Genomic DNA, 19,440 nt, shown 5'->3' with positions numbered 1-19,440 from the left:
GTCGAAGTCGCAGGCACGGCTGGAGCTGTTCGAGTGGCTCTCGTACTTCAATCGACGTCGCCGTCACTCCGCGCTGGGATACCTCTCCCCGGTGGAGTTCGAACAACGGCTGATCGCGTCGTCTACGCTGTCAGTTGCCGCATGAAATCCGGTGTCCACTCTCAAGGGGCAACCTCACACTCACCCCACGCCATCCGGGCGTAGTCGGTAAAGGAACCGGAACATGGTTTAGCTGCCGCCATTTCGCCGAGCATCCGCATCACCAGCAGCACGATCAGCCCCGTGATGCCGTAGGTGACAAAGGCGAGCGGGCCAGCCTGGTTGATAATCGCACTCGACCCCACGAACAGGCCGGCACCGATGACCCCGCCGAGCGAGAGCATTGTCAGGTGCCGCTGTTTAAGGCCGGGTTTGAGCTGATGGGCCCCGTTCGGAGTCGTACCCATGGCATTCCCTTCATCAGGTGCCCGCGCCCGTCGACTTCGCGGGGCGGGCGGGATCGAGCTTGTGATGGGAGTCACCCTGCTTGCCCGCGGCCGTCCCCGCCATGCGCCAACGGAACAACGCAGAGGTGGGGCCTTCATACATTTTGATGAACCGCTGTCGGGTTTCGGCTCTGACCTGGTCGTCTGGCGCGAGCGCCGCTCCGAGGGCTAGCCCGCCAGGTCGTGAACGTTGTGTTTCCCACTGCTTCCGCGGGCGCCGAGCTGGGGCTATCCGGTCCTGGTGATCAGCCCACTGTGGGTGGTAGCGATGGACCGGAGCATGGCGATCGTGGTCCGAACACGCGCAAGGCGTTGAAGCTCTCGTGGAACGATCAGTCAGTACTTCCGCAACACCGTGACTTCCTCGGCCAGAATCCACTCCAGTGTCAGGTTGGGGTCGCCGATATAGAGGGGAGTGCCGCGACACCGAGCCCGGCTGCGGTAGCCAGCCATTGGCCGGTGATGTTGTTGGTCTGGATCTGGGTGCGGTGACCGGGGGATCGGCTACGCCACAGCTGTTCTGGTGTGGTGGGGTATAAACGGATCCAAACGGGCCCTCACTTCAGCCGAACGAACGGCCTTGCTCTCCGCTGCAGTCAGTGCGGTCCGAAGCTGACCCGGTCGGCTTCCCCTGCAGGCTCTCGCTTTCGCCCTCGCCGCCATACCCGATGTGGGAAACACGACGTGTATTCGGCTGTCAGGGGTGGTGTAGCCCGGTGATCTCCTACGCGTCGCGATTTCGGTGATAGCGCGCGCAGCAGCAGCTCACGTCCAACTCGATGACCCGCCTGTTATACCTCATAACGGACGCCACCCCGCGAGAGAGCACGATCGATAGCTGGTCGTGGTCTTCGAAACAGCGGCTGCACACAAGATTACGGCGCTGGACCGGGGATCGCCCCGGTAATCGACAGCGGCGGGCGACACGCCGGATGAAGCAGGAACTTGTCGACCTGCGGGATGGGCGAGCGCTCGGGGCATCTACTGTATTCCGGGGTAGTCGAGTTTACTTACCTCCGTTATCAGTACTTCGAAAACGTATGATTTCAAAGTTATTGGGCTCAAAGCTTGCCTGAGCAATCGTGCGGGCAGGTTCGGTTCTGCACTCCTGACTCGCCAATGAGAACTGCGCGCCACCTGGTGGTGTCGGTGGCCGTGGGTAGCTTCCCTCTAGCGACGAACGACGCAACCGCAGGGTCGAGTCCCGTCGTGGGTGGGTTGCGTTTCCCCACCTCTGCCGAGACGACGACCACCGCCCGTACCGCTGCCCGGTGTGGAGGGAGGAGCATTCCGGTCGCCTGGGGAGGACGGCGGCGACAATGCCTTCACCTACGACGAAGTCGCTGTCCCGGTGGGTTCTTCGGCAAACATCGAATCCGAAGAAGAGAACGGCCGCACGACCGTTACGTTCAGTGCGACCGGCCTGGCACGCGACCGTGACTTCGGTGTACATGTGCACACGCAGCCCTGCGGGCCGCAGCCGGCGGATCCAGGGCCGCACTATCAAAACGACGTCGATCCCGCCGCCGGCGGAAAAGCCGTCGGCTGTGTTCGATCACGGCTGGACAGCTGGGGTGATGTGGCTCAACACGCACACCCAACGACCATCTCGTTTCACGAACACGTCCGTTGTCCATTCGTCGGCGTCGAACTGCCTTCCCGCGTAGTGCGCGGTATTCGTCACCCGAGCAGTGAAGACCGCAGTATCGCCGTAGACCCTGACTCGGGCCTCCCCGGCGCGGTCCATGGCCGAATGGGTCAGCTCGCCGGACATAGCATCGCTCACGTGAAGGGCGGTGCGAAGGCGATCTTTCAGTACGGCGAGGACATTTTCACTTTTGATGTCGATGCCGCGCTCGATCTCCTGCAGAAGACCCGAGCAATTTGCGGACGACGGCGGAACCGGATGGCCTAGTTTCGCCGGCGAGGGTGTTTCGTACATGATTCGAGACGAAAGGGCGGAAGCGAGGCGTCGCGTCCCGTTCTGCCGTCGGGGGTCGAGGGTGGGGACCGTTCGTCCGTTGGTGGCCCGGGGTGGTGTTCTCAGACGGTGTAGCGCAGCAGAGAGACGCCGTTTTCGAAGCCGCGGGCCTGCGCCAGCTGCAGCCTCGGCATCTCGTAGCCGTCGGGGAACAGCCGGCGTCCCCGACCCTGGACGGTGGGGTACACGAACAACCGGTACTCGTCGACCAGGCCGGCGACGATCAGGGCGTGGGTGAGCGTGATGCTGCCTGTGACCACGATGTCGCGGCCCTGCTGCCCTTTGAGTTCCCGGACTCGGGCGATCCAGTCGCCGGTGAGCACGGTCGAGTTCCGCCACTGGGGGTCTGTCATGGTCGAGGAGACGACGTACTTGTGGATCTGGTTCAGCTCGTCGGTGATTCCCGTCTGGTCGTCGGTCTGTTGGGGCCAGTAGCCGCGGAAATCCTCGAACGTCTGCCGACCCAGCAGCATCGCGTCCACGTGCTCGGACTGCCGGCGGGTGGCCTCGAGCAGCTGCGGATCCTGGTCCGCGGGGTCGAACCAGTCGCCGAGCATCTCGATGGAGCCGTCGAGGGTGATGTTCTGGGTGATTGCGAGTGTCCTCATATCAAGTACTGACCCTGCGGCGGCCGAAAAATCATCGCCAACAGGCGCAGCCCCAGCCGTGCCGCTGCGATCCATGCACTGACTGTCCTCGATTGCATGGCTGCGCCGGGGGCTTGTCTGACCTCAGGTCGACCAGCATTCCGTGATCTACCACCCATCGGGTCGTCATCTGGATCAGGTGAACGCGGCCTTGGAAGGTTTCTTCCACCCTTGCCCGGGCAGTATCTGTCCGCGCGCAAGGCTCCGGCGCGGTAGATGGTTACTGGTTCAGGCTCGCCTGAGCCTGAACCTTGTCCAGGTGAGGATCAAACGGCGACAACCCCGACCGCCGGCCCGGCCAGTGGCAGCGTCCACCACATGATGCAGAGAACCGATCTCCGAAACTGTCGATCGACATGCTCTTCGGCACGGCGACGATCGCCAGGGCTGCACATATCCCGCTGAGAGCACTGCTGGCGACACTCGGCCTCGGCTCCGGGCGGGTTTGCGCTTCGAGTAGATGTCGCAGATCTTGTTCACCAACGGCTACCAGGAAGCGGTCTTTGAGAGAGATCAGGAGCAGGCCGACTTCCCGAACGGCTGAAAGGGAAACCGGATTACCTGGCTCGCAATTGGATGGCTGTGTGGTTCACGCCTCGTTCCGGAAACCAGATACGCCTGCCTCCCTGATAGATACGGCTCGACTCGCTCACCCGGATCAGAGCGACGCGGTCCAATGGATAACTGCCGGCCCTGAAGCCTCGTTCGAGATCGCCGTGGTCCACGGCCACGTTGCGCAATCCCAACCTTGCCTATCGTCGCTGCGGCTCACCAACGTTTTTGATTGCCAAGGTGAGTCGCGCTCGTTCTGCCTGAATCTTGGTGCGTCGTGAGTGTGGAACTTCACGAGGATCGTGTCGGCCCGCCCAGATCGGGGATGGGTTGGGACGTTGAAATGTCAGTTCGGGTGAGCTTCCTGATTACCGTGAGAAGCCGCCTGCCGTTACTGTGTGCGTTCGACGGTTGCCCGGGCGAAGAAGGAGACACATGACGGTATCACCGAAGGGTTCGAAAGGTTCGGCGAAAGTGACAACCAAGGAGATTCGTGAGTGGGCGATCGGGGAGGGCCGCGAGGTGTCCTTGCGTGGCCGGATCTCGGCCGAGGTGGAGCAAGCCTTCCATGACGCTCAGACGAAGAAGGTTTCGACAAAAACGGCGCCGGTAAAGAAGCCGGCCGCGAAGAAGACAGCCGCAACGAAGACGGCCGCGCCGAAGGCGGCGGTCAAGAGGACAGCCGTGAGTAAGGCTCCGGCGAAGAAGTCGTCCAGGGAGATTCGTGAGTGGGCGATCGGGGAGGGCCGCGAGGTGTCCTTGCGTGGCCGGATTCCGGCCGACGTGGAGCAGGCCTTCCATGACGCTCAGACGAAGAAGGTTCAGGCAAAAACGGCGCCGGTAAAGAAGACGGCCGCGAAGAAGACGGCCGCGAAGAAGACAGCCGCAACGAAGACGGCCGTGAAGAAGACAGCTGCAACGAAGACGGCCGTGAAGAAGTCAGCCGCGACGAAGACGGCTGCGAAGAACACAGCGAAGAACACAGCGAAGAAGATAGTCGCGACAAAGGCGGTTGCGGAGAAAAAGGCCGTGAAGAAGGTGGTCGCGGTGAAGGTTCCGGTCAAGAGGACGGCCGTGAGTAAGGCACCGGCGAAGAAGTCGTCCAGGGAGATTCGTGAGTGGGCGATCGGGGCGGGTCACGAGGTGTCCTTGCGCGGCCGGATTCCGGCCGAGCTCGAGCGAGCCTTCCATGACGCTCAGACGAAGAAGGTTCAGGCAAAAACGGCGCCGGTAAAGAAGACTGCCGCGAAGAAGACAACTGTGAGAAACACCGCCGCGGCGACGGCTCCTGTGACGAGGGCGGCGGCGCGCACGGCTCCGGCGACGAAGACCGCCGGGACGAAGACCGCCGGGAAGAAGACAATCGCGAAGAAGATAGTCGCGACAAAGGCGGTTGCGGAGAAAAAGGCCGTGAAGAAGGTGGTCGCGGTGAAGGTTCCGGTCAAGAGGACGGCCGTGAGTAAGGCTCCGGCGAAGAAGTCGTCCAGGGAGATTCGTGAGTGGGCGATCGGGGCGGGTCACGAGGTGTCCCTGCGCGGCCGGATCTCAGCTGAGCTCGAGCGGGCCTTCCATGATGCTCAGGCGCAGATGCCGGTGGCGTGAGTTGCAACATTGCGCTGATGGATTCCGTGGCCAACCTGCGGCGAAGGCCATGAGCCTGTGGGGATCATGGCCTTCGGGATCATGTGGTGGGCGATTGTCCGGCGTCAGCGGTGCCCGCTATGGGTCCGAGGTATCCCGGCGGCACCTGACTTGACGATTCTCGCGGGGGAGGGGATTGGGTGCAGCAGTTCCGGCCCAGGGTAAGCCTGGGCCGGGGTGTGCGTGGCGCCTTGGGCGCGGCGGGACACTGTGATGCCACCGCCGGGGTGACGCGAATGCGGGTCACCGCGGCGAGGGTGCCGACGGCTGGGTGAGGCGACAGCTTCACCCGCTGCTCGGCCGTGGTCCCCTGGACATCAGTTCGGTTGTGGCACTGACGAGCTGCGGGTGAGTCCTAATGGTTGCAGTGTGGGATTCCCTCCGGGGCAGTTCGACAGTTCACGCCATCTCAGGGACGTGCAGGTGCGCGATGGCGAGCTCGAACTCGCATGTATCGAGTACCTCGGCGTTCGCCTCGCGAACCCATTCGTCCCGGATGCGGTCGATGCGTTCCCTGTTCCGTTCCATTGCCTCGGAGCTGTCGAATGTCAGCGACGACACCCCGCGACCCGCGGCGTGGTCGAGCATCAGACTGGCGCTGCAGAAGCCGTCGAGTTCCTCCATCTTGGGCAGTGCTGCCATCTTCCACACGTCGACGGCGCGGTCCATATGGGCCGACTCGGTCTTGACCCACGTGACGCGGCAATAGGCCCCGCGGTCCGAATGGTGGTCGCGATGCATGACAGCGATGTCCCACCGCGACACCTCGGTGGTGCCGTGGAAGACCTCGGCTGCGACGTCACGTAGCTTCAGTACCTGCCCCTCGCTGGCGCGTAGCGATTCCTCGTCCCGCCACGAACTGGTCGCAATGCACCGGCCCGTGCCGCGATCGATGAGCAGAGACATTCCGAGGCAGCCCTCTACGTCCGCCAGCGCGGGCATCACGGTGTCGCGTACGTGCTTGATCCCGGCGTCGATGTACGACGGATGCGCTTGAATTGTGGTTGAGCGTGCGAACACGATCGGCACCCTTCTTCTCAGGGCGGCGCCGACGCGGCGTCGCCGGTCATTTGTCTGTGTTTCACACTGCTCCCCCTACCCGTCGGAGGCAATGGGCGGTGGCCGGATGCCCCAAACGAATGCGTGCCGGCGAGCCGTCCCCAGTGTCACCGCGGGGTTGTGCGGGCCGCGGTGGCGAGGTCGGTCAAGGCGGTATCGAGGTGGCCGATGATCCGATGCAGATGAGGGACCGCCGTCCGGTCACCGACGACCGCGACGTGCAGCTGCCCGGATCGGCTGGTGAGGGTGATGCTCAACGCCTGGCCACGCGCGAGGGTCGGGATTGGGTAGACGGCGTCGAGGTGGGCGCCGTTCCAGTACCGCGGGCGGGTCGGCCCCGGGGTGTAGGAGATCATCACGTTGAACGGTGGCGGGATGTCGTCGAGGACCTGGCGGATCGGGTCGAGCATGATCGGACTCAACGTCATGGCACTGAGCAGTTGAAATTGGGTACGGCTCAGGGCCGCGACAATCCCGCTGGTATGGGCTACGGAGTCGGCGATCCGTGCCAGGCGGGCAAGGGGGTCGTCTTCGTCGGTGGCCAGGGACACCACCATTGCCCCGACCCCTCGGTTGCCGCCCGGCCCGATGGTGGGGTCCTCGCCGAGGTCGAGCGGGACGGGGAGCATCGCGGTCAACGAAGCCTCGGGGAGTGCGTACTGCTCGAGCAGATATGCGCGGAGCGCGCCCGCGCACAGGGTCAACACGATCACATCCAACGGGGCACCGGTACAGGCGGAGAGCCGGCGCAGTTGTTTCAGGGGCCAGGACCGGGCGGCGACCTTGCGGGCACGGCCGGTCGGGGCGTTGAAGATCGTCGGCGGGGACTGCAGCGGCAACGTCAGGCGCTCTTCGGTCAGTCCGTGGTAGCCGGCACGGACCAGGGTGGGAGCGGCGGCCGCCATCTCCCGCGTGATGCCCAGGCCAGACCGCAGCACCCCGTGTGGGTCGAGGGAGGAATACCGAGTGGGGGCCGCGACCGACGGGCTCCACGGCGCGGGGGAGTCCCGGAGGTCGGGGTCGACCGAGAGCGTGCGGTGCAACAGCCTCATCCCCGAGGCGCCGTCGGTTAGCGACAGATGGAATTTCGTGTATACAGCGGTGCGCCCATCGGTCAGTCCCTCGATGACGTGCATCTCCCACATCGGGTGCTGCGGATCGAGCGGCATCGAGTGCATCTGCGAGACCAGCGACAGCAATTCGGCCCTGGTGCCGTCGCCGGGAACGGCGGTATGCCGCACGTGATATCCGAGATCGACGTGCTTCTCGAGCCGCCACCACGGATACCCGTGCAGTCGGCGGACAGGGCGTTTGCGGAACAATTCGCCGGCCTCGGTGTGGGCGCGCAGGCGCTCGACCATGTCGGAGGCGTGGGCATCGGGTGCTGTGCCGTCCGGGGGATCGAACAGGGTCAGGGTGGCCACGTGCATCGGGTGCGACGGAGACTCGAAGAGCACGAACATCGCCTCGGTTGGGCTCATCGGCGCCAGACCACCGAACCCAGCTCGCACACCGCACCTCCCGGCTTCTGTGTGGTCTCAGCAGAACACACCGCGCCCGCGATGACCGTACTTTCCGCCGAGCCGACGACATAGGACCGCACGGATTCCACACATGCGAGCAGGTCCGCGGGTCCTGGTCGCGGGCCGGCCGAGTACTCGGTCCCACCAGTCGGCGAGCCGGGGCTGGGGTCGGGCCAGATGATCGGATCGCCGCACAGCCCCGCACCGACCAGCGGCCACGGTCGGTGAGCGGTCTGGCCGCGTCGCTTGTCGGAGCGGTGGCGGATCGGCGGGCGGGGGCGGGATGCGTGCCACGGTGCGCGGAGTCTTAGTCGCCGATGTAACCGGTCTCGGGGTTGATCTGGCCGAGGAAGTCGCGGATCGATTCGCGATGCTCGTCAATCGTGTTCGGCTGGAGCGCGGCCGACGGAGTGTTCGCTCGGTCTTGAATACCGGAGTAGGCCACGCGTTGAAAGCTGGAGAATCCGTACCCTTTGTTCGGTCCGGATTCCCAGTCGTAGTCGCAGGCGCCTGGTTCCTCTGGACGTAGTCTCACAGTGAAAACCTCGCCATCGACCGTCAACGTGAACGGCCCATCGTCAGCCGTCGGTTGACTGTGACCTGCGGGCTCGTCGTGATCCTCGGTACGCATGAACAAATCTTCACATGCGCCGAGCTTGTCGGATCGGACGTTTGCCCACTCCTGCTCGAAGTGGAAGTGAGAATCGCTAACCTCACTGCATCGCGCTGGTGAGAGCAAGAAGGCGTTGTGGCTCCGTAAACAGCGTCAAACGATGACCATCGATGACGACCAGCTCAAAGGCGCACTCGCAGTCATCTATCGACTACCGGACCAGTCGCCGGAGGCGATGGAGGATTGGGTGCGGACTCAGTACCTCGAAGACGGCCGGGACAAGGGCTATGCCCGCGAGGGCACCGAAGACCCGCTGTGGTTGCTCGCTGCCAAGGCGCACACTTATTACAGCGACCTGAAACAGGCGGGCTGAATCACATCTGCGGCCGCGGTGGACGGGGGAAATCCTCGATTCAGTGGTGGAGCCAAAGGGTGTGGGCGAGCCGCGGAACGGTAACTGCATCGTTGACCGGTTCGCGATGAGCACGAACGTCCTCAGACGTACCAGTCCGTGCGTCGTCCGGCTCGCGCACGTATTAGCTGCGAGCGGCAAGGACGATCTGCGATGCTGGTCAGAAGTGACAGCGCGGAGACACGAGAAGGCTCAAGATGGCAGAAGCCCCAATTAACGGTTCCGCATCGGGTGACAAGGCGGTGACCGTCTGTGCCGCCGCCATCCGGGACGCGGCCACAAGCCAAGCACCGAAGCACAGGCAGCTGCTGCAATCGGCCAGGGGCGGACGCATCCTCAGCAAGATCATGCTGACGGTCTTCGCTGTCTCGACACCACCCGGGCACGGAGTCCTCACCACCACTGGGCGCAAGAGCGGCAAGCAGCGCCGCAACTACGTTCGCGCCATCCGGCGCCAAGACAAGGTGTACGTGGTGATGCTTCGCCCACCCACCCTGGCTATCGAGCGACCTCTGGCCGTTTCATCCTGGGTGTGGAACATCCGCGGCAACCCGAAGGTTCACTTGCGACTGCGACGCCGAACATTTGCTGGCGTCGCGCGAGAGATCAGCGACCCGACCGAACTGCAGCAGGCAAGAGACGCGATCTGCGAGACGGTTCACCTCATTGACTTCGGCGAGTGCCGGCTGCATCTTCGCGGGCGACCCTCCCGGGCCAAGATCAAGGATCTGCACCGCTATTGGTTCGACACCGGCATTCCACTCGTCATCGAACTCGCAGACTACTGAGGGCAGTAGGCATCCGCCCGCACCGCAATAGTGCCCCTACACGGTGCCGGGGTTGGCAGGGATTTCGGAGAATGAGTTCAGTTGTGCGGAAGCAACGATCGGGAGCGGCCAGCGCCCTCTGCCATGACCCGCTCCCGACGATGTCCGGTCATGGATCGGCAACCGGGACTGAACACCGTGGTCCAGGTCGTCACAATCACACCGGTCCGACGGCTTGCTCGCCCACGTGTGCATTCCGCGCCCGTGCTCGGCTGAGGGATTCGAAAACGTAACAGACCATTCGGTCCGGACGATCAAGGTGCCAAGGCTAGATAACGACCACAAGGAGCGAGAACGATGGGTTCGTCTGGAATCGTCACCGATTTGGTCGCCTGGGATGCTGAAAGTTTTCTGAACGGGGCCGGGTGTAGTCGGCAGTGAGGTCGATGGTCGACGACGCCGGCTCGCTCCTCGGCCCTAGACCTTCCGAATCCGGCCACTCGACGCCCGACAACATCCGTGGCATATCCGTAGTCACTCTTCGCGTCGACCCTCGTCCGGGCCCAGTGGATTCGTACAAGAACAGCAACGTTGTATCACCTTGCACGATGAGCGGGCTGTCGGTCACCGGACGGGACAGCGGGGCTGCCCGACACCAGACATATTGCTACTGAAAGGATCTCAATGAAGAGAACAATCATCGCTGCAGCACGCGTCACGGCCGCCCTCGTATCGGGGCTTGCCGTCGCAGCGATCATCGGCTCCGGCACCGCCCATGCGGACCCCCAAGCTTGCGTCATCCAGCGGGATGCCTTCAGTGCGACGGCAACCTGCCATGACACCGGTGCGCCCGCTGGTAGGGAGTACGCGCTGATCGTCGACTGTTGGGGCCTTCACGGCATTCCCAACGCCTTTCCGTTCTATGCGTTAGGGCCCTTCAGCCAGTCCACTCGCTCATTTGTGCCGACAGGTCAGGCCATCGGGGCTTGCGGCACGAACTGGGGTGCCCCCTCGTTGAATGTCGGCGTGATCACCAACGCCCATGTGGAGATCTATCGCCAATAGCAGGTACCAGCGACGCGACCGATCCACATCCCGGTATCGACATCGCCGGGCGCGGTTGTCGGTCATGGCGATCGATTGGGTCCCGGAAGGGGAGATGTCGACCCTCAGGAACCGGCCATCGACGAAGGACTGCCAGCGACCACCGAGGATCGCTGGCGGGATGCGATGGAGGACCAAGATCTGAGTCGACCACCGGCCGGCCATCGGACGCGCGGACGTGTCCCGGGCGCGTCTGTCGACGCTGGAGGCCAGCTTGCCGATGCGGATCTGAGCGTCAAGATCGGCTTCAGGCCACGTCGCGAATCTTGCACAAACGCTGTGGCCAATCCGTCGGCGATTAGTTTTGAAGTGGTTTGGCGCGCCATTTCAATGCCTTTGTCCCTCTTATGCGCCCACTCCACGTCCAGTAGGCAATGCCCGCCTCGGCCGAAATACTCTACTCCACTGTATGCACAAAGAATGACAAATCGGGCGGAATTTTTGGCGGAAAGTACGTCATATCCCTACGGATCCCCCTCGCATCCATGGCGGGTGTTGGAAGTAGTCGGGGCCTGGGAGCGCGATATCCGCCGCCCCCAGATCAGCCGCGGGCAGCGTGACTTGGATCCCCAGAGATGGTGACTCGCATTCGATAGTTTCCGACTCGCCGCGAACGGAATCGTACGGGCGCGGCGACGCGAAGAAGTTCACGGCGAGGGTGGGGACGGGCTCAGTGGAGGCCTTCGCGGAGCCGGCCAGCGGGGGAATTCCGATGTTTCGGAACGGATGCCCACGGGCACGCCGGGAGTATGACGACCGAACACGGAACGACGCACCACTCCGAATCCGGGTCGGCGGGGTACTGTCCGCTTCCGCCTCTGAGGTCCGGTGGCCGCTTGCATATCGTCGAAGGGCGGCCGTGGCGGCGGGCCCTCGACTGTGTAGTGGCCGGCGGTGGGGAGGGGAGAAGGCCATGGCACGGGGTAACGAACCCCCACGATCTGGATCTGCTGCTCGTTGTGCTCTCGACAGATCCCCGCATGGTGTTGTGCGTGGACGTTGTGGACGGAGAGGCGGCCGACCGCGGTGGCAATATCGTGGTTTGTCCTTCCGTGACGGTGCTATTCCGCCACGGCATCATGTTCGATGCTGTGAAAAAGCGTTCAGGACTCAATGTTCGGATGTACGAAAGTTACCGGGGGTCGGACGCGCATTCGATATTGGACGCACTCGACAAGGAGTATCACCTCGATACACCGTGGTTCACCCCCGCGCGGTGGCTCGATGGCCACGGGGTCGACTTCTAGCTGGGTGCCGGACGGGGACTTCACCGGCATCCTCCGGGTTGATTGTCGGCTCTCGAAGGTTCGTGACCGGCGCTTGCTTAGCTTGAACCCGTGGCTGGATCGGCTCGTCGAACCGTGTCTCAAACCTTCAGCCCGCCGCTGTGTCTTCGATCAGAGTTCGGCGACTTCACCGTTTGTGATCACGGTATGGCTCGATCCCGCTTGGGAACCGATTCCGGCTGAAAGGAGAAGTGCGACACTTCAACGCCGGCGGAGATCCCGGCTGTCTGAGCTAGAACACCGTGATCGTGCCCGTGATCGTGCCGGTGGGGCGACCCCTCAACGCCCCACCGGTTTGCGGGTGGTCGGTGGCTGAAGAGTCAATGTCGACCGTCGCATTGGCGGGGCCGGCGGTCACGGGCCGCGGGTGCTGGGAACCGAGTGGTCGGCGCTCACCGCGGCGGAGTCGCTTGGTGTGCCTTCGTCGGTCCGCTTCCGTCATACCACCCCACACACCATAGGGTTCACCCACAGCGAGCGCGTGATCGCGGCACTGCTCGAGCACGGGGCAGGGCAGGCAGATCTGCCGGGCCTGCGCTTCGCGTCGGTCGCGGGCGTGGCCGCGTTCGGCGTCGGGTGAGAAGAACACTGCCCAATCGTTTCCCCGGCACGCGGCACGCGCCTGCCAGTCACCGGAATCGCGTGGGACGTTGTCCCTGCGCGTGGCGGGATCGTCGAGGGGCGGCGAATGCGGCATCTTGTTCATTTGAACACCGCCGGCGTCATGGGACCCGCACGGCGCGGAGGGGCCGCAAGGCGGGGTTCCTGCTGCTCTCTCCGGCCGTCAACGGTCGATTGCCGGGACAGGACGTGCTCGGCTGCGTTGGCTACGCTGGCGTGGTTGCGGCGGGCAATGTCGAGGAGAGCATCAAAGGCGGCATCCTGGCTGCAACCATACTGTTTGGCCAGGAGTGTTGCCGCGGCGGACAGTAGCTGTGCGTCCGCGTTGTCCGAAGGGTCCCGTCCGGCTACCGCAGAGGTGTCAGTTGGCACGGAGAGTCCTTTCGCTGCATAGGCGGTCCAGGCGGCCCGGGCGGCCACGCATCACCGCCGGCGCGGTGGGTTCACTCTTCAGAGTCGTCGGCGAGACGCACAGAGAACACCGACATTCACCTAGTCATACCTAGGCCGCGTCGTGTCTGTCGGGACGACCCGAGACGAGACTCCGCAAATTTGGAGCGGCGACTGTGACAGGACACGTCGAAGGTCTTCGCGGCGGGCTGGTTGTCGAGCGCGGCAGGCGCCTCACGCGCCGGCTTGCTGCGGCGCTGTGTCCGACTACATCTTGGCGTAGCGGGCCATGGCGAAGCTGTAGAGGCCGTAGGTGATGATGCCGAGGCCGGCCGCGACGAGGAGGGCCACTCCGTAGGGTTGGGCGCCGACGGTTTTGAAGGCGCCGTCGAGTCCCGAGGCCTTATCGGGCTCGGATTGACTGACGGCGAGGATCACCAGCAACCCGATGGCGGCGATGGCCAGACCTTTCGCGATGTATCCGACCGTGCCCAGTCGTCGCACGAGCGGGCTGGTGGTTCCTTCGAGGTCGTCGAGGAAGCTGCGGCTGACTCCTTTGTAGACGTGGTATCCGCCGACCGCGATGATGACGAGCGCCGCGGCCACGAGAACGATCGTGCCGGCGGTGGTTTGCATCAGGCGGGCCGTGATCCCCGCACTCTGGCCGCTGCTCGACTTGCCGCTGCCGCGGGCAAATCCGAATGCGGAGAAGGCGAAAGCGAAGTAGACCACCGCCAGGGCAAAGGCCTTGAGACGATCGATGATTTCCGATTTCTTGCTGTCGGCGTCCGGTCGGGACGAACTGCCGAGTGCCGCTTCGGCGAGCCGCCACAGGCCCATGATGGCGAACGCGACCACGCCCACCCACAGTGCGACGATGCCGCCCGGTTTGGCAGCCAGTTCCGTCATGGCACCGGATTGATCGGCGGTGCCGGCTGCGCCGCCGAGGGCCAGCCGGATCGCGATATAGCCGATGATCAGGTGCACGATGCCGCTCACGACGAACCCTGCGCGGGCGAATCGTTCGAAGACGCTGTTCTGGGCCACCCGTCCTGCGGTAGAGGACGAGTTGTCCTGCGACGCCGGCGAGGAGGTGGCGGCGGGTGCCGGGGAAGGTGTGGTGTCAGGCATGGCGATCGTCCGATGTTGGTGGTGTCGACCGTCGGCGGGTGCGACGGTGAGTGGGCAGGGCTCGTAGGGCTGTCCGGAGCCCGATGCGGGAAGCCGGGGTCGATCCGATCGGCTCACGCACGGTGCGGAATTTCAGTTCGGAGGCCGTCTCGGGGGCGTCGTCGACGGTCGCGCGCAGAAACCGGTCGGGCAGTGCGAGTTTGTGGATGGTGCGCAGTGTCTGCAGGTACTGCCCGGCCAGGGAGCCTGTGGTGTAGGGCAGGTCGTATTTCTCGCACAGTGCTTGCACCTTGGTGGAGATTTCCGCGTAGCGGTTGCTGGGGAGGTCGGGGAACAGGTGATGCTCGATCTGGTAACACAGGTTGCCGCTGAGGAACGCCAGCACCGGGCCGGCCCGGAAGTTCGCGGCGCCGAGCATCTGCCGCAGATACCACTCCGGCCTCGTTTCGTTCTCGAGTTCGGCGAGGGTGAACTTCTCGGCGCCGTCGGGGAAGTGCCCGCAGAAGATCACCACGTACGCCCATACGTTCCGCAGCAGATTCGCGGTCAGGTTCGCCGTCAGCGTCCGCCGCCACCGGCGTCCGCTGAGGGCGGGAAAAAGCACGTAGTCCTTGCCTGTCTGGCGGGCGAACTTCCCGATCAGTGCTCGGCGGTGAGCGGATTTCTCGGCGGCGGTGCCGGCCCGGGTCTGCTCGGAATACAGGTCGTGGAGGGCGATGCCCCATTCGAACATGGCCGCCAGCAGCAGGTTTCGCAGCGGTTGCAGAAGGTGTTCGGGCTTCCACGGCTGGTCGCGGGTGATCCGGAGGACACCGTAGCCGAGGTCCTCGTCCATTCCGACGACGTTGCTGAACACGTGGTGGCGGTAGTTGTGGGAGTAGCGCCACTGTGATGACAGGCCGGCCATGTCCCATTCCCAGGTGGTGGAGTGGATTTCCGGGTCGTTCATCCAGTCCCATTGGCCGTGGGAGACGTTGTGGCCGATCTCCATGTTCTCCACGCTTTTGGCCACACCGAGCGCTGTCGTCCCGAGGACCCAGCCCGCCGGTCTTCTGCTGCCGTAGATCACCAGCCGTGCAGCGGCATCCAGTAGCCGCTGGAGGCCGATGGTGCGGCGGATGTAGGCGGCGTCGGCCTCGCCGAGCGACTCGGTGACGTCCCGGCGGATGCTGGTGAGTTCGTCGCTGAGTGCCTCGACGTCCGCGTCGGTGAGGTGTGCGTATTCCGTGATATCGGAGATGGCCATGGTGTGCTCCAGGTTCCGGACGAGCCCCCGTCCGGAACCTGGTGGTGCCCCGTCCGGTGCGGCCTCAGGGTCGGGTCAGTAGTAGTGGCGTCGGCCTGCGACCGCGTGGCCCATCGACCCCATGATCACCAGGACTACTCCGATGACGATGAGCGCGACCCCGACGTACAGGAGGATGGGGATGCCGGCGACCGCGCCGATGATGGCGAGGATGATTCCGAGAATGATCATGAGGTCGACCTGATTTCGGTACAGAGAGTAGGGGTTTGGGGTATCGGAGGGTGTGTGAGCGGGTCAGTGCTTGAAGGTGTGCTTGATCTTCTGCCCTGCCTGCTTGAGCTTGTCGCCGGTTTGCTTGGTGTTGCCCTTGGCCTGCTCTGCACGGCCCTCGGCTTCCATGCGTTCGTTTCCGAGGGCCTTGCCGACGGTCTTCTTGGTGGCGCCCTCCGCGGTTTCGGTCTTGTGCCGAAGCTTCTTCACGATGCTCATGGCGGTACTTCTTCTCTCTCGGGTGATCGGCCGGTGCGGGGGTGCGGCGGCCGATGTCAGTGGGGGGGACCCGGTGCCGGGGTGCCCTCAGCGTGCGACGTCGTGGGTGGCTGCGGCCCTCGTTGTTCGGTGGCCGAACGGGTGCCGCCAGTCCCGTCGCCCGTCTCGCTGGTCGCGGCTTGTCCCGTGCGGTGTCCTGTCGACGGTGTCCGGGTTCGCGGCGACCCTGCCGCGCTGTTCGGCGAGGCGGTCCCGGTCCTGGTATGCATCCGCTGTTTCGCGGCGCGATTCGGTCAGGTCGTGGCGGGCGATGCGGCCGCGCCGGGAGGTGCGCCGGGCACCGGCCAGTAGCAGCCCGAGTCCGATGAGCCCTACCGCGCCGACGACGATGCCGTAGAGGAACAGTGTTCCGGTGGAGCCGGTGACGTGATAGCCGAACACCGCGAAGTTATCGGTCAATGCGTGCCCGTCGCCGCTGTTGCTCAGCACGCCGGTGAGTCCGACGATCACGGCGGCGAGAAGGACGACGAGTCCGAAGATGATGATCATGGCGGCCTCCAGGGCCTGGGTTGTAGTACCCAGTCAACGCTGCATTCTCCGACGTGTCAACACTGTAGGTCTACTACCGAGACCTACGGCAAAGGCCTACAGTTGGATGCGATGAAGGAAGTGTTTCTTATGGCCAAGGCCCCCGCTGATCGCACGACCCGCTCCGGCAACGGTCAGGTTCCGGACAGCGGCCCGATCACCCGACAGCGAATCCTGACGGCTGCACTCGAGATCATCGACCGCGACGGAATCGACGCACTGTCCATGCGTCGCCTCGGCAAAGCCCTGGGCCGCGACCCGATGACCCTCTACCGTCACGCCCCGAACAAGGCCGCGCTCGTCGACGCCGTCGTCGAGCGCGTCCTCGAACAACTCGAGGTCGACACCGACGACGGCGACTGGGCAACCCAACTCCGGGAGGTCGCCCGGGGCTTCCGCCGGTTGGCGCTCGACCATCCCCACGTGGTCCCGCTCCTGGTCACCCGACCCCTGTCGACGCCCCTTGGGCTGCGCCCCCTGGGAACACTGCGCCCGCTCGAGAACATCCTCACCTTGCTCACCCGGGCAGGTTTCACTGCGACTGATGCCCTGCACGTGTACCGGGCCTTGTTCGGCTTCCTCCACGGTCACGTCCTCAACGAACTCCAGGAAATCGTCGAACAACCCGACGAGCACGACGACTTGCTGCGCTTGGGCCTGCACCGGCTGCCGATCGGAGACTTCCCCCTCCTGCGCGGCCTCGCACCCGTCTTGGCGTCGTACGACGGCACCGCGGAACTCGAGCGCGGCCTCGACATCCTGATCACGGGACTCACCGCAACACTGCCCTACCCCGGCAGCCCCGCCCCTACTGTGAGCTGAACCCAGACCATGGACGAACCTTTTGCGCCCTCCAACGCGCAGCACTAGTGGCGACGACGTGCCCGGCGCTGCCGCAGAAGAGGCGAACACGGATAGAGACGGTGCCCTCACACCGTCGCCCCGGCTGCAGCTTCGCGAGATCATTCGCTGTCGTGGGGCGCGCTGGTGGTGGTGGGGCTGACAAGGAATTGTGTCAACCAAATGGTTGAGGATATTGCGCGCCCCGTACTGGTGATCGACATGGGGAAGTGTCCAAGGCCGTCAACAACGTCAGCAACAACGGCGCAGACCTGCTGAAGCGATCGCAGCGGAGGACACCCACTGACCACGGTGGCGCCCCGCAGGCCCGTCCTCTCGGCGGACACGCCCGCGTCGGAATACCACCGGTAAGGCCGCTGTTGAAGACTATGACGGTGGCGCCCATACCCCGGGTACCACACCAGAAAAGTCGCTGCGAGCGACCACTTGCCGAGAGGCGATATGGCGTCACTGTCGCCCCTGACCGGGTAAGACCTACATTGCGTAGCGTTCCCGGAAGGGATGAGGAGCCGCTGACGCCGGGGAAGGTGCCGGCGGCTTCCCTTTGCCTTCTCACCCGGTGTCAGTTGCGGGGTGGGTCTCGCCGCGATGCCTCGAGCAGCACAAATGCCGTGTCCGAGGGTTGGTGACTGCAAGGGAATGTCTGAGCCGAGTCGAGAGCGGATCCCCGGCAACTGCCACTGGATACACAGCGGAGGCTGACCGGATCTCGAATTCAAGGCCATCCTGTGACCACATACAGACATTTCGGACAGCATCCTCAGGGTCGGGCAGTAGAGTTACGGATATCATCCGGGCCGGTCCGTTCCGGCCTCGCTCGACACATCTCGTTCGACGGAGAGAATGCACCATCAGCAATCCACACCGCGCCGGAACATCACCGAGAACCCACAATCTTCGCCACGCAGCAGCTGGCACGGCCTGGGTACTTTCGTTCGCCTACTTGTTGGCGGAGGTGTTCACCGCGGCGGCGTGGAGCACGCCTTACAGCTTCGCGCAGGACTCGATCAGCTCCCTGGGCGTGACGACCTGCGAAGTCGGATCCTGCTCACCGATGCACGACGTCATGAATTCGACGTTCGTCGCGCTCGGGGTGCTCACCCTCCTCGGTGCACTGTTTCTTCATCAGCACATAAGAAGTGGCCGGGAGAAGAAGTGGATACTCTCGCTTGCCGTGATCATCGCGGTCAGCACCGCTGCCACCGGACTGTTTCCGGCGAACGATGGAACGATCATCCACTGGTCGGCCGTGTTGCCGGGCTTCGTGGCGCGCCACGTGGTGCTCGTGCTCATCGCCTGGCATATGTGGCATGAGAAGCGGCTGGTCGCTCTGTGGTCGGCCCTGTGCGCACTCGTGGGCCTAGTCGGCGCCGGCCTCATGCTGGGACAGGCGCTCCATTTCGGCCTGGGGGAGCGTCTCGCTCTCTACCCGCTGCCGATGTGGATGGCCGTGACCGGCATGGCGGTCCTGATGGCGCTGGCACGCCGCACGGTGTTCCGCAATGTCGAGTTTTCGCTGTGTGCTCTCCACCCGCGCACCGCCACGTGGCGGTCCCTGGGTCGACATCCGGTCTCTGTCCCTTGGAGGAGGGCAGCACTGTCGAACAACCGCACGGTACGGCGATGAACGCCTGCCGCGCCACGCCCGACACGTGCAGGGCGGGTCCGTGGTCGGCACGAACGAACACGCTGTGAGTGTCTGAACAACCGACACGCGAGAACCTCGACTCGCGAACACCGGCACAGGTTCTGCCCGAGATTCTGGCACCGTGAACCGACAGTGTTGCGACCACCGCTTGAATGCGCCGTACTCTCAGTTTTGACCCCCTGCACACTGATCTTGACGCGAGTCGAGTCGGGAGAGACGAAGGATGTGGAAGATTGGGCTGAGACTCGTCGCCTGCTTCGCAGGGAAGAATTGTCGATTCAGGTGGGACAGTCTTCCTGTCTATGCCGACGACCGTGATCGCCGCCTGCCAGGGCTTGCGCCGCGTGTTGTTCGCTGATCCTTCGATGCCCTGACTGCGTGGTGACGAACCGGGAC

20 protein-coding genes and 2 pseudogenes are annotated in these 19,440 nt (G+C 64.2%); 9 read left to right on the top strand and 13 right to left on the bottom strand.

What is annotated here, in order from left to right:
• On the top strand, positions 1 to 145 hold a 145-nt coding region (locus ACNJ7E_RS42455), incomplete at its 5' end, for an integrase core domain-containing protein (RefSeq protein ID WP_418342604.1).
• A gap of 37 nt (positions 146 to 182) precedes the next feature.
• Here ACNJ7E_RS42455 and ACNJ7E_RS42450 read toward each other — a convergent pair.
• A pseudogene (locus tag ACNJ7E_RS42450) lies at positions 183 to 446 on the bottom strand (GABA permease); the annotation flags it as partial.
• Between the two features lie 1,266 nt (positions 447 to 1,712).
• Between ACNJ7E_RS42450 and ACNJ7E_RS42445 the strand changes: the two are divergent.
• Positions 1,713 to 2,013, top strand: a pseudogene (locus ACNJ7E_RS42445) (superoxide dismutase family protein); the annotation flags it as partial.
• Between the two features lie 27 nt (positions 2,014 to 2,040).
• Here ACNJ7E_RS42445 and ACNJ7E_RS42440 read toward each other — a convergent pair.
• Both ACNJ7E_RS42440 and ACNJ7E_RS42435 read right to left on the bottom strand, forming a co-directional pair.
• Positions 2,041 to 2,427 carry a nuclear transport factor 2 family protein gene (locus ACNJ7E_RS42440; protein WP_418342603.1) on the bottom strand — a complete coding sequence of 129 codons (387 nt, stop codon included), beginning with the start codon at positions 2,425 to 2,427 and terminating at the stop codon, positions 2,041 to 2,043.
• A gap of 101 nt (positions 2,428 to 2,528) precedes the next feature.
• On the bottom strand, positions 2,529 to 3,074 hold the full coding sequence (locus tag ACNJ7E_RS42435; RefSeq protein ID WP_280782268.1) for a dihydrofolate reductase family protein: 546 nt from the start codon (positions 3,072 to 3,074) through the stop codon (positions 2,529 to 2,531).
• Between the two features lie 1,026 nt (positions 3,075 to 4,100).
• On the opposite strand from ACNJ7E_RS42435, the gene ACNJ7E_RS42430 reads away from it, so the two are divergent.
• Positions 4,101 to 5,267, top strand: a complete 1,167-nt coding sequence (locus ACNJ7E_RS42430; RefSeq protein WP_489686857.1) for an Lsr2 family DNA-binding protein — start codon at positions 4,101 to 4,103, stop codon at positions 5,265 to 5,267.
• A gap of 438 nt (positions 5,268 to 5,705) precedes the next feature.
• On the opposite strand, the gene ACNJ7E_RS42425 is transcribed toward ACNJ7E_RS42430, so the two are convergent.
• The 3 genes from ACNJ7E_RS42425 to ACNJ7E_RS42415 all read right to left on the bottom strand — a co-directional run bounded on the left by ACNJ7E_RS42425 (position 5,706) and on the right by ACNJ7E_RS42415 (position 8,519).
• Entirely contained in the window at positions 5,706 to 6,335 is a 630-nt protein-coding gene (locus tag ACNJ7E_RS42425) for an antibiotic biosynthesis monooxygenase (RefSeq protein WP_280782266.1), read from the bottom strand.
• Between the two features lie 137 nt (positions 6,336 to 6,472).
• A complete protein-coding gene (locus tag ACNJ7E_RS42420) occupies positions 6,473 to 7,846 on the bottom strand; it encodes a wax ester/triacylglycerol synthase family O-acyltransferase (protein WP_418342599.1) in 1,374 nt (457 codons plus the stop codon).
• Positions 7,847 to 8,195: 349 nt separating this feature from the next.
• Positions 8,196 to 8,519: a hypothetical protein gene (locus ACNJ7E_RS42415; protein WP_418342598.1), complete on the bottom strand. Its 324-nt coding sequence runs from the start codon at positions 8,517 to 8,519 to the stop codon at positions 8,196 to 8,198.
• 142 nt (positions 8,520 to 8,661) lie between these two features.
• On the opposite strand from ACNJ7E_RS42415, the gene ACNJ7E_RS42410 reads away from it, so the two are divergent.
• From ACNJ7E_RS42410 to ACNJ7E_RS42395, 4 genes are all read left to right on the top strand, one after another.
• Positions 8,662 to 8,874: a hypothetical protein gene (locus ACNJ7E_RS42410; protein WP_418342597.1), complete on the top strand. Its 213-nt coding sequence runs from the start codon at positions 8,662 to 8,664 to the stop codon at positions 8,872 to 8,874.
• 236 nt (positions 8,875 to 9,110) lie between these two features.
• Positions 9,111 to 9,701, top strand: coding sequence for a nitroreductase family deazaflavin-dependent oxidoreductase (locus ACNJ7E_RS42405; protein ID WP_418342596.1), 591 nt, complete (start codon positions 9,111 to 9,113; stop codon positions 9,699 to 9,701).
• Positions 9,702 to 10,364: 663 nt separating this feature from the next.
• On the top strand, positions 10,365 to 10,745 hold the full coding sequence (locus tag ACNJ7E_RS42400; RefSeq protein ID WP_418342595.1) for a hypothetical protein: 381 nt from the start codon (positions 10,365 to 10,367) through the stop codon (positions 10,743 to 10,745).
• Positions 10,746 to 11,776: 1,031 nt separating this feature from the next.
• Positions 11,777 to 12,031 carry a hypothetical protein gene (locus tag ACNJ7E_RS42395; RefSeq protein ID WP_418342594.1) on the top strand — a complete coding sequence of 85 codons (255 nt, stop codon included), beginning with the start codon at positions 11,777 to 11,779 and terminating at the stop codon, positions 12,029 to 12,031.
• A gap of 271 nt (positions 12,032 to 12,302) precedes the next feature.
• On the opposite strand, the gene ACNJ7E_RS42390 is transcribed toward ACNJ7E_RS42395, so the two are convergent.
• From ACNJ7E_RS42390 to ACNJ7E_RS42365, 7 genes are all read right to left on the bottom strand, one after another.
• A complete protein-coding gene (locus ACNJ7E_RS42390) occupies positions 12,303 to 12,776 on the bottom strand; it encodes a WhiB family transcriptional regulator (protein ID WP_418342593.1) in 474 nt (157 codons plus the stop codon).
• Positions 12,773 to 13,063: an ANTAR domain-containing protein gene (locus ACNJ7E_RS44070; protein ID WP_489686856.1), complete on the bottom strand. Its 291-nt coding sequence runs from the start codon at positions 13,061 to 13,063 to the stop codon at positions 12,773 to 12,775. Before ACNJ7E_RS44070 ends, ACNJ7E_RS42390 begins: the two co-directional genes overlap by 4 nt.
• 285 nt (positions 13,064 to 13,348) lie before the next feature.
• A complete protein-coding gene (locus ACNJ7E_RS42385) occupies positions 13,349 to 14,212 on the bottom strand; it encodes a DUF1206 domain-containing protein (RefSeq protein WP_418342592.1) in 864 nt (287 codons plus the stop codon).
• Positions 14,205 to 15,458, bottom strand: a complete 1,254-nt coding sequence (locus ACNJ7E_RS42380; protein WP_418342591.1) for a fatty acid desaturase family protein — start codon at positions 15,456 to 15,458, stop codon at positions 14,205 to 14,207. Before ACNJ7E_RS42380 ends, ACNJ7E_RS42385 begins: the two co-directional genes overlap by 8 nt.
• 75 nt (positions 15,459 to 15,533) lie before the next feature.
• On the bottom strand, positions 15,534 to 15,689 hold the full coding sequence (locus ACNJ7E_RS42375; RefSeq protein ID WP_009478323.1) for a DUF6131 family protein: 156 nt from the start codon (positions 15,687 to 15,689) through the stop codon (positions 15,534 to 15,536).
• A 63-nt stretch (positions 15,690 to 15,752) separates the two neighbouring features.
• Entirely contained in the window at positions 15,753 to 15,947 is a 195-nt protein-coding gene (locus tag ACNJ7E_RS42370) for a CsbD family protein (protein WP_418342590.1), read from the bottom strand.
• 87 nt (positions 15,948 to 16,034) lie between these two features.
• Complete coding sequence (locus ACNJ7E_RS42365; protein ID WP_418342589.1) at positions 16,035 to 16,496, bottom strand: hypothetical protein; 462 nt, start codon at positions 16,494 to 16,496, stop codon at positions 16,035 to 16,037.
• A gap of 129 nt (positions 16,497 to 16,625) precedes the next feature.
• Here ACNJ7E_RS42365 and ACNJ7E_RS42360 point away from each other — a divergent pair, with 129 nt between their 5' ends.
• Complete coding sequence (locus ACNJ7E_RS42360) at positions 16,626 to 17,357, top strand: TetR/AcrR family transcriptional regulator (RefSeq protein WP_418342602.1); 732 nt, start codon at positions 16,626 to 16,628, stop codon at positions 17,355 to 17,357.
• Between the two features lie 994 nt (positions 17,358 to 18,351).
• On the top strand, positions 18,352 to 19,023 hold the full coding sequence (locus ACNJ7E_RS42355; RefSeq protein WP_418342588.1) for a DUF998 domain-containing protein: 672 nt from the start codon (positions 18,352 to 18,354) through the stop codon (positions 19,021 to 19,023).
• Positions 19,024 to 19,440: the final 417 nt, after the last annotated feature.

The sequence above is a fragment of the Rhodococcus mengyinensis genome (assembly GCF_048381435.1).
GTDB lineage: Bacteria > Actinomycetota > Actinomycetes > Mycobacteriales > Mycobacteriaceae > Rhodococcus_F > Rhodococcus_F opacus_D.
Note: the sequence above shows the minus strand (reverse complement) of the source record. Positions and strands in the feature narration are given on the sequence as shown.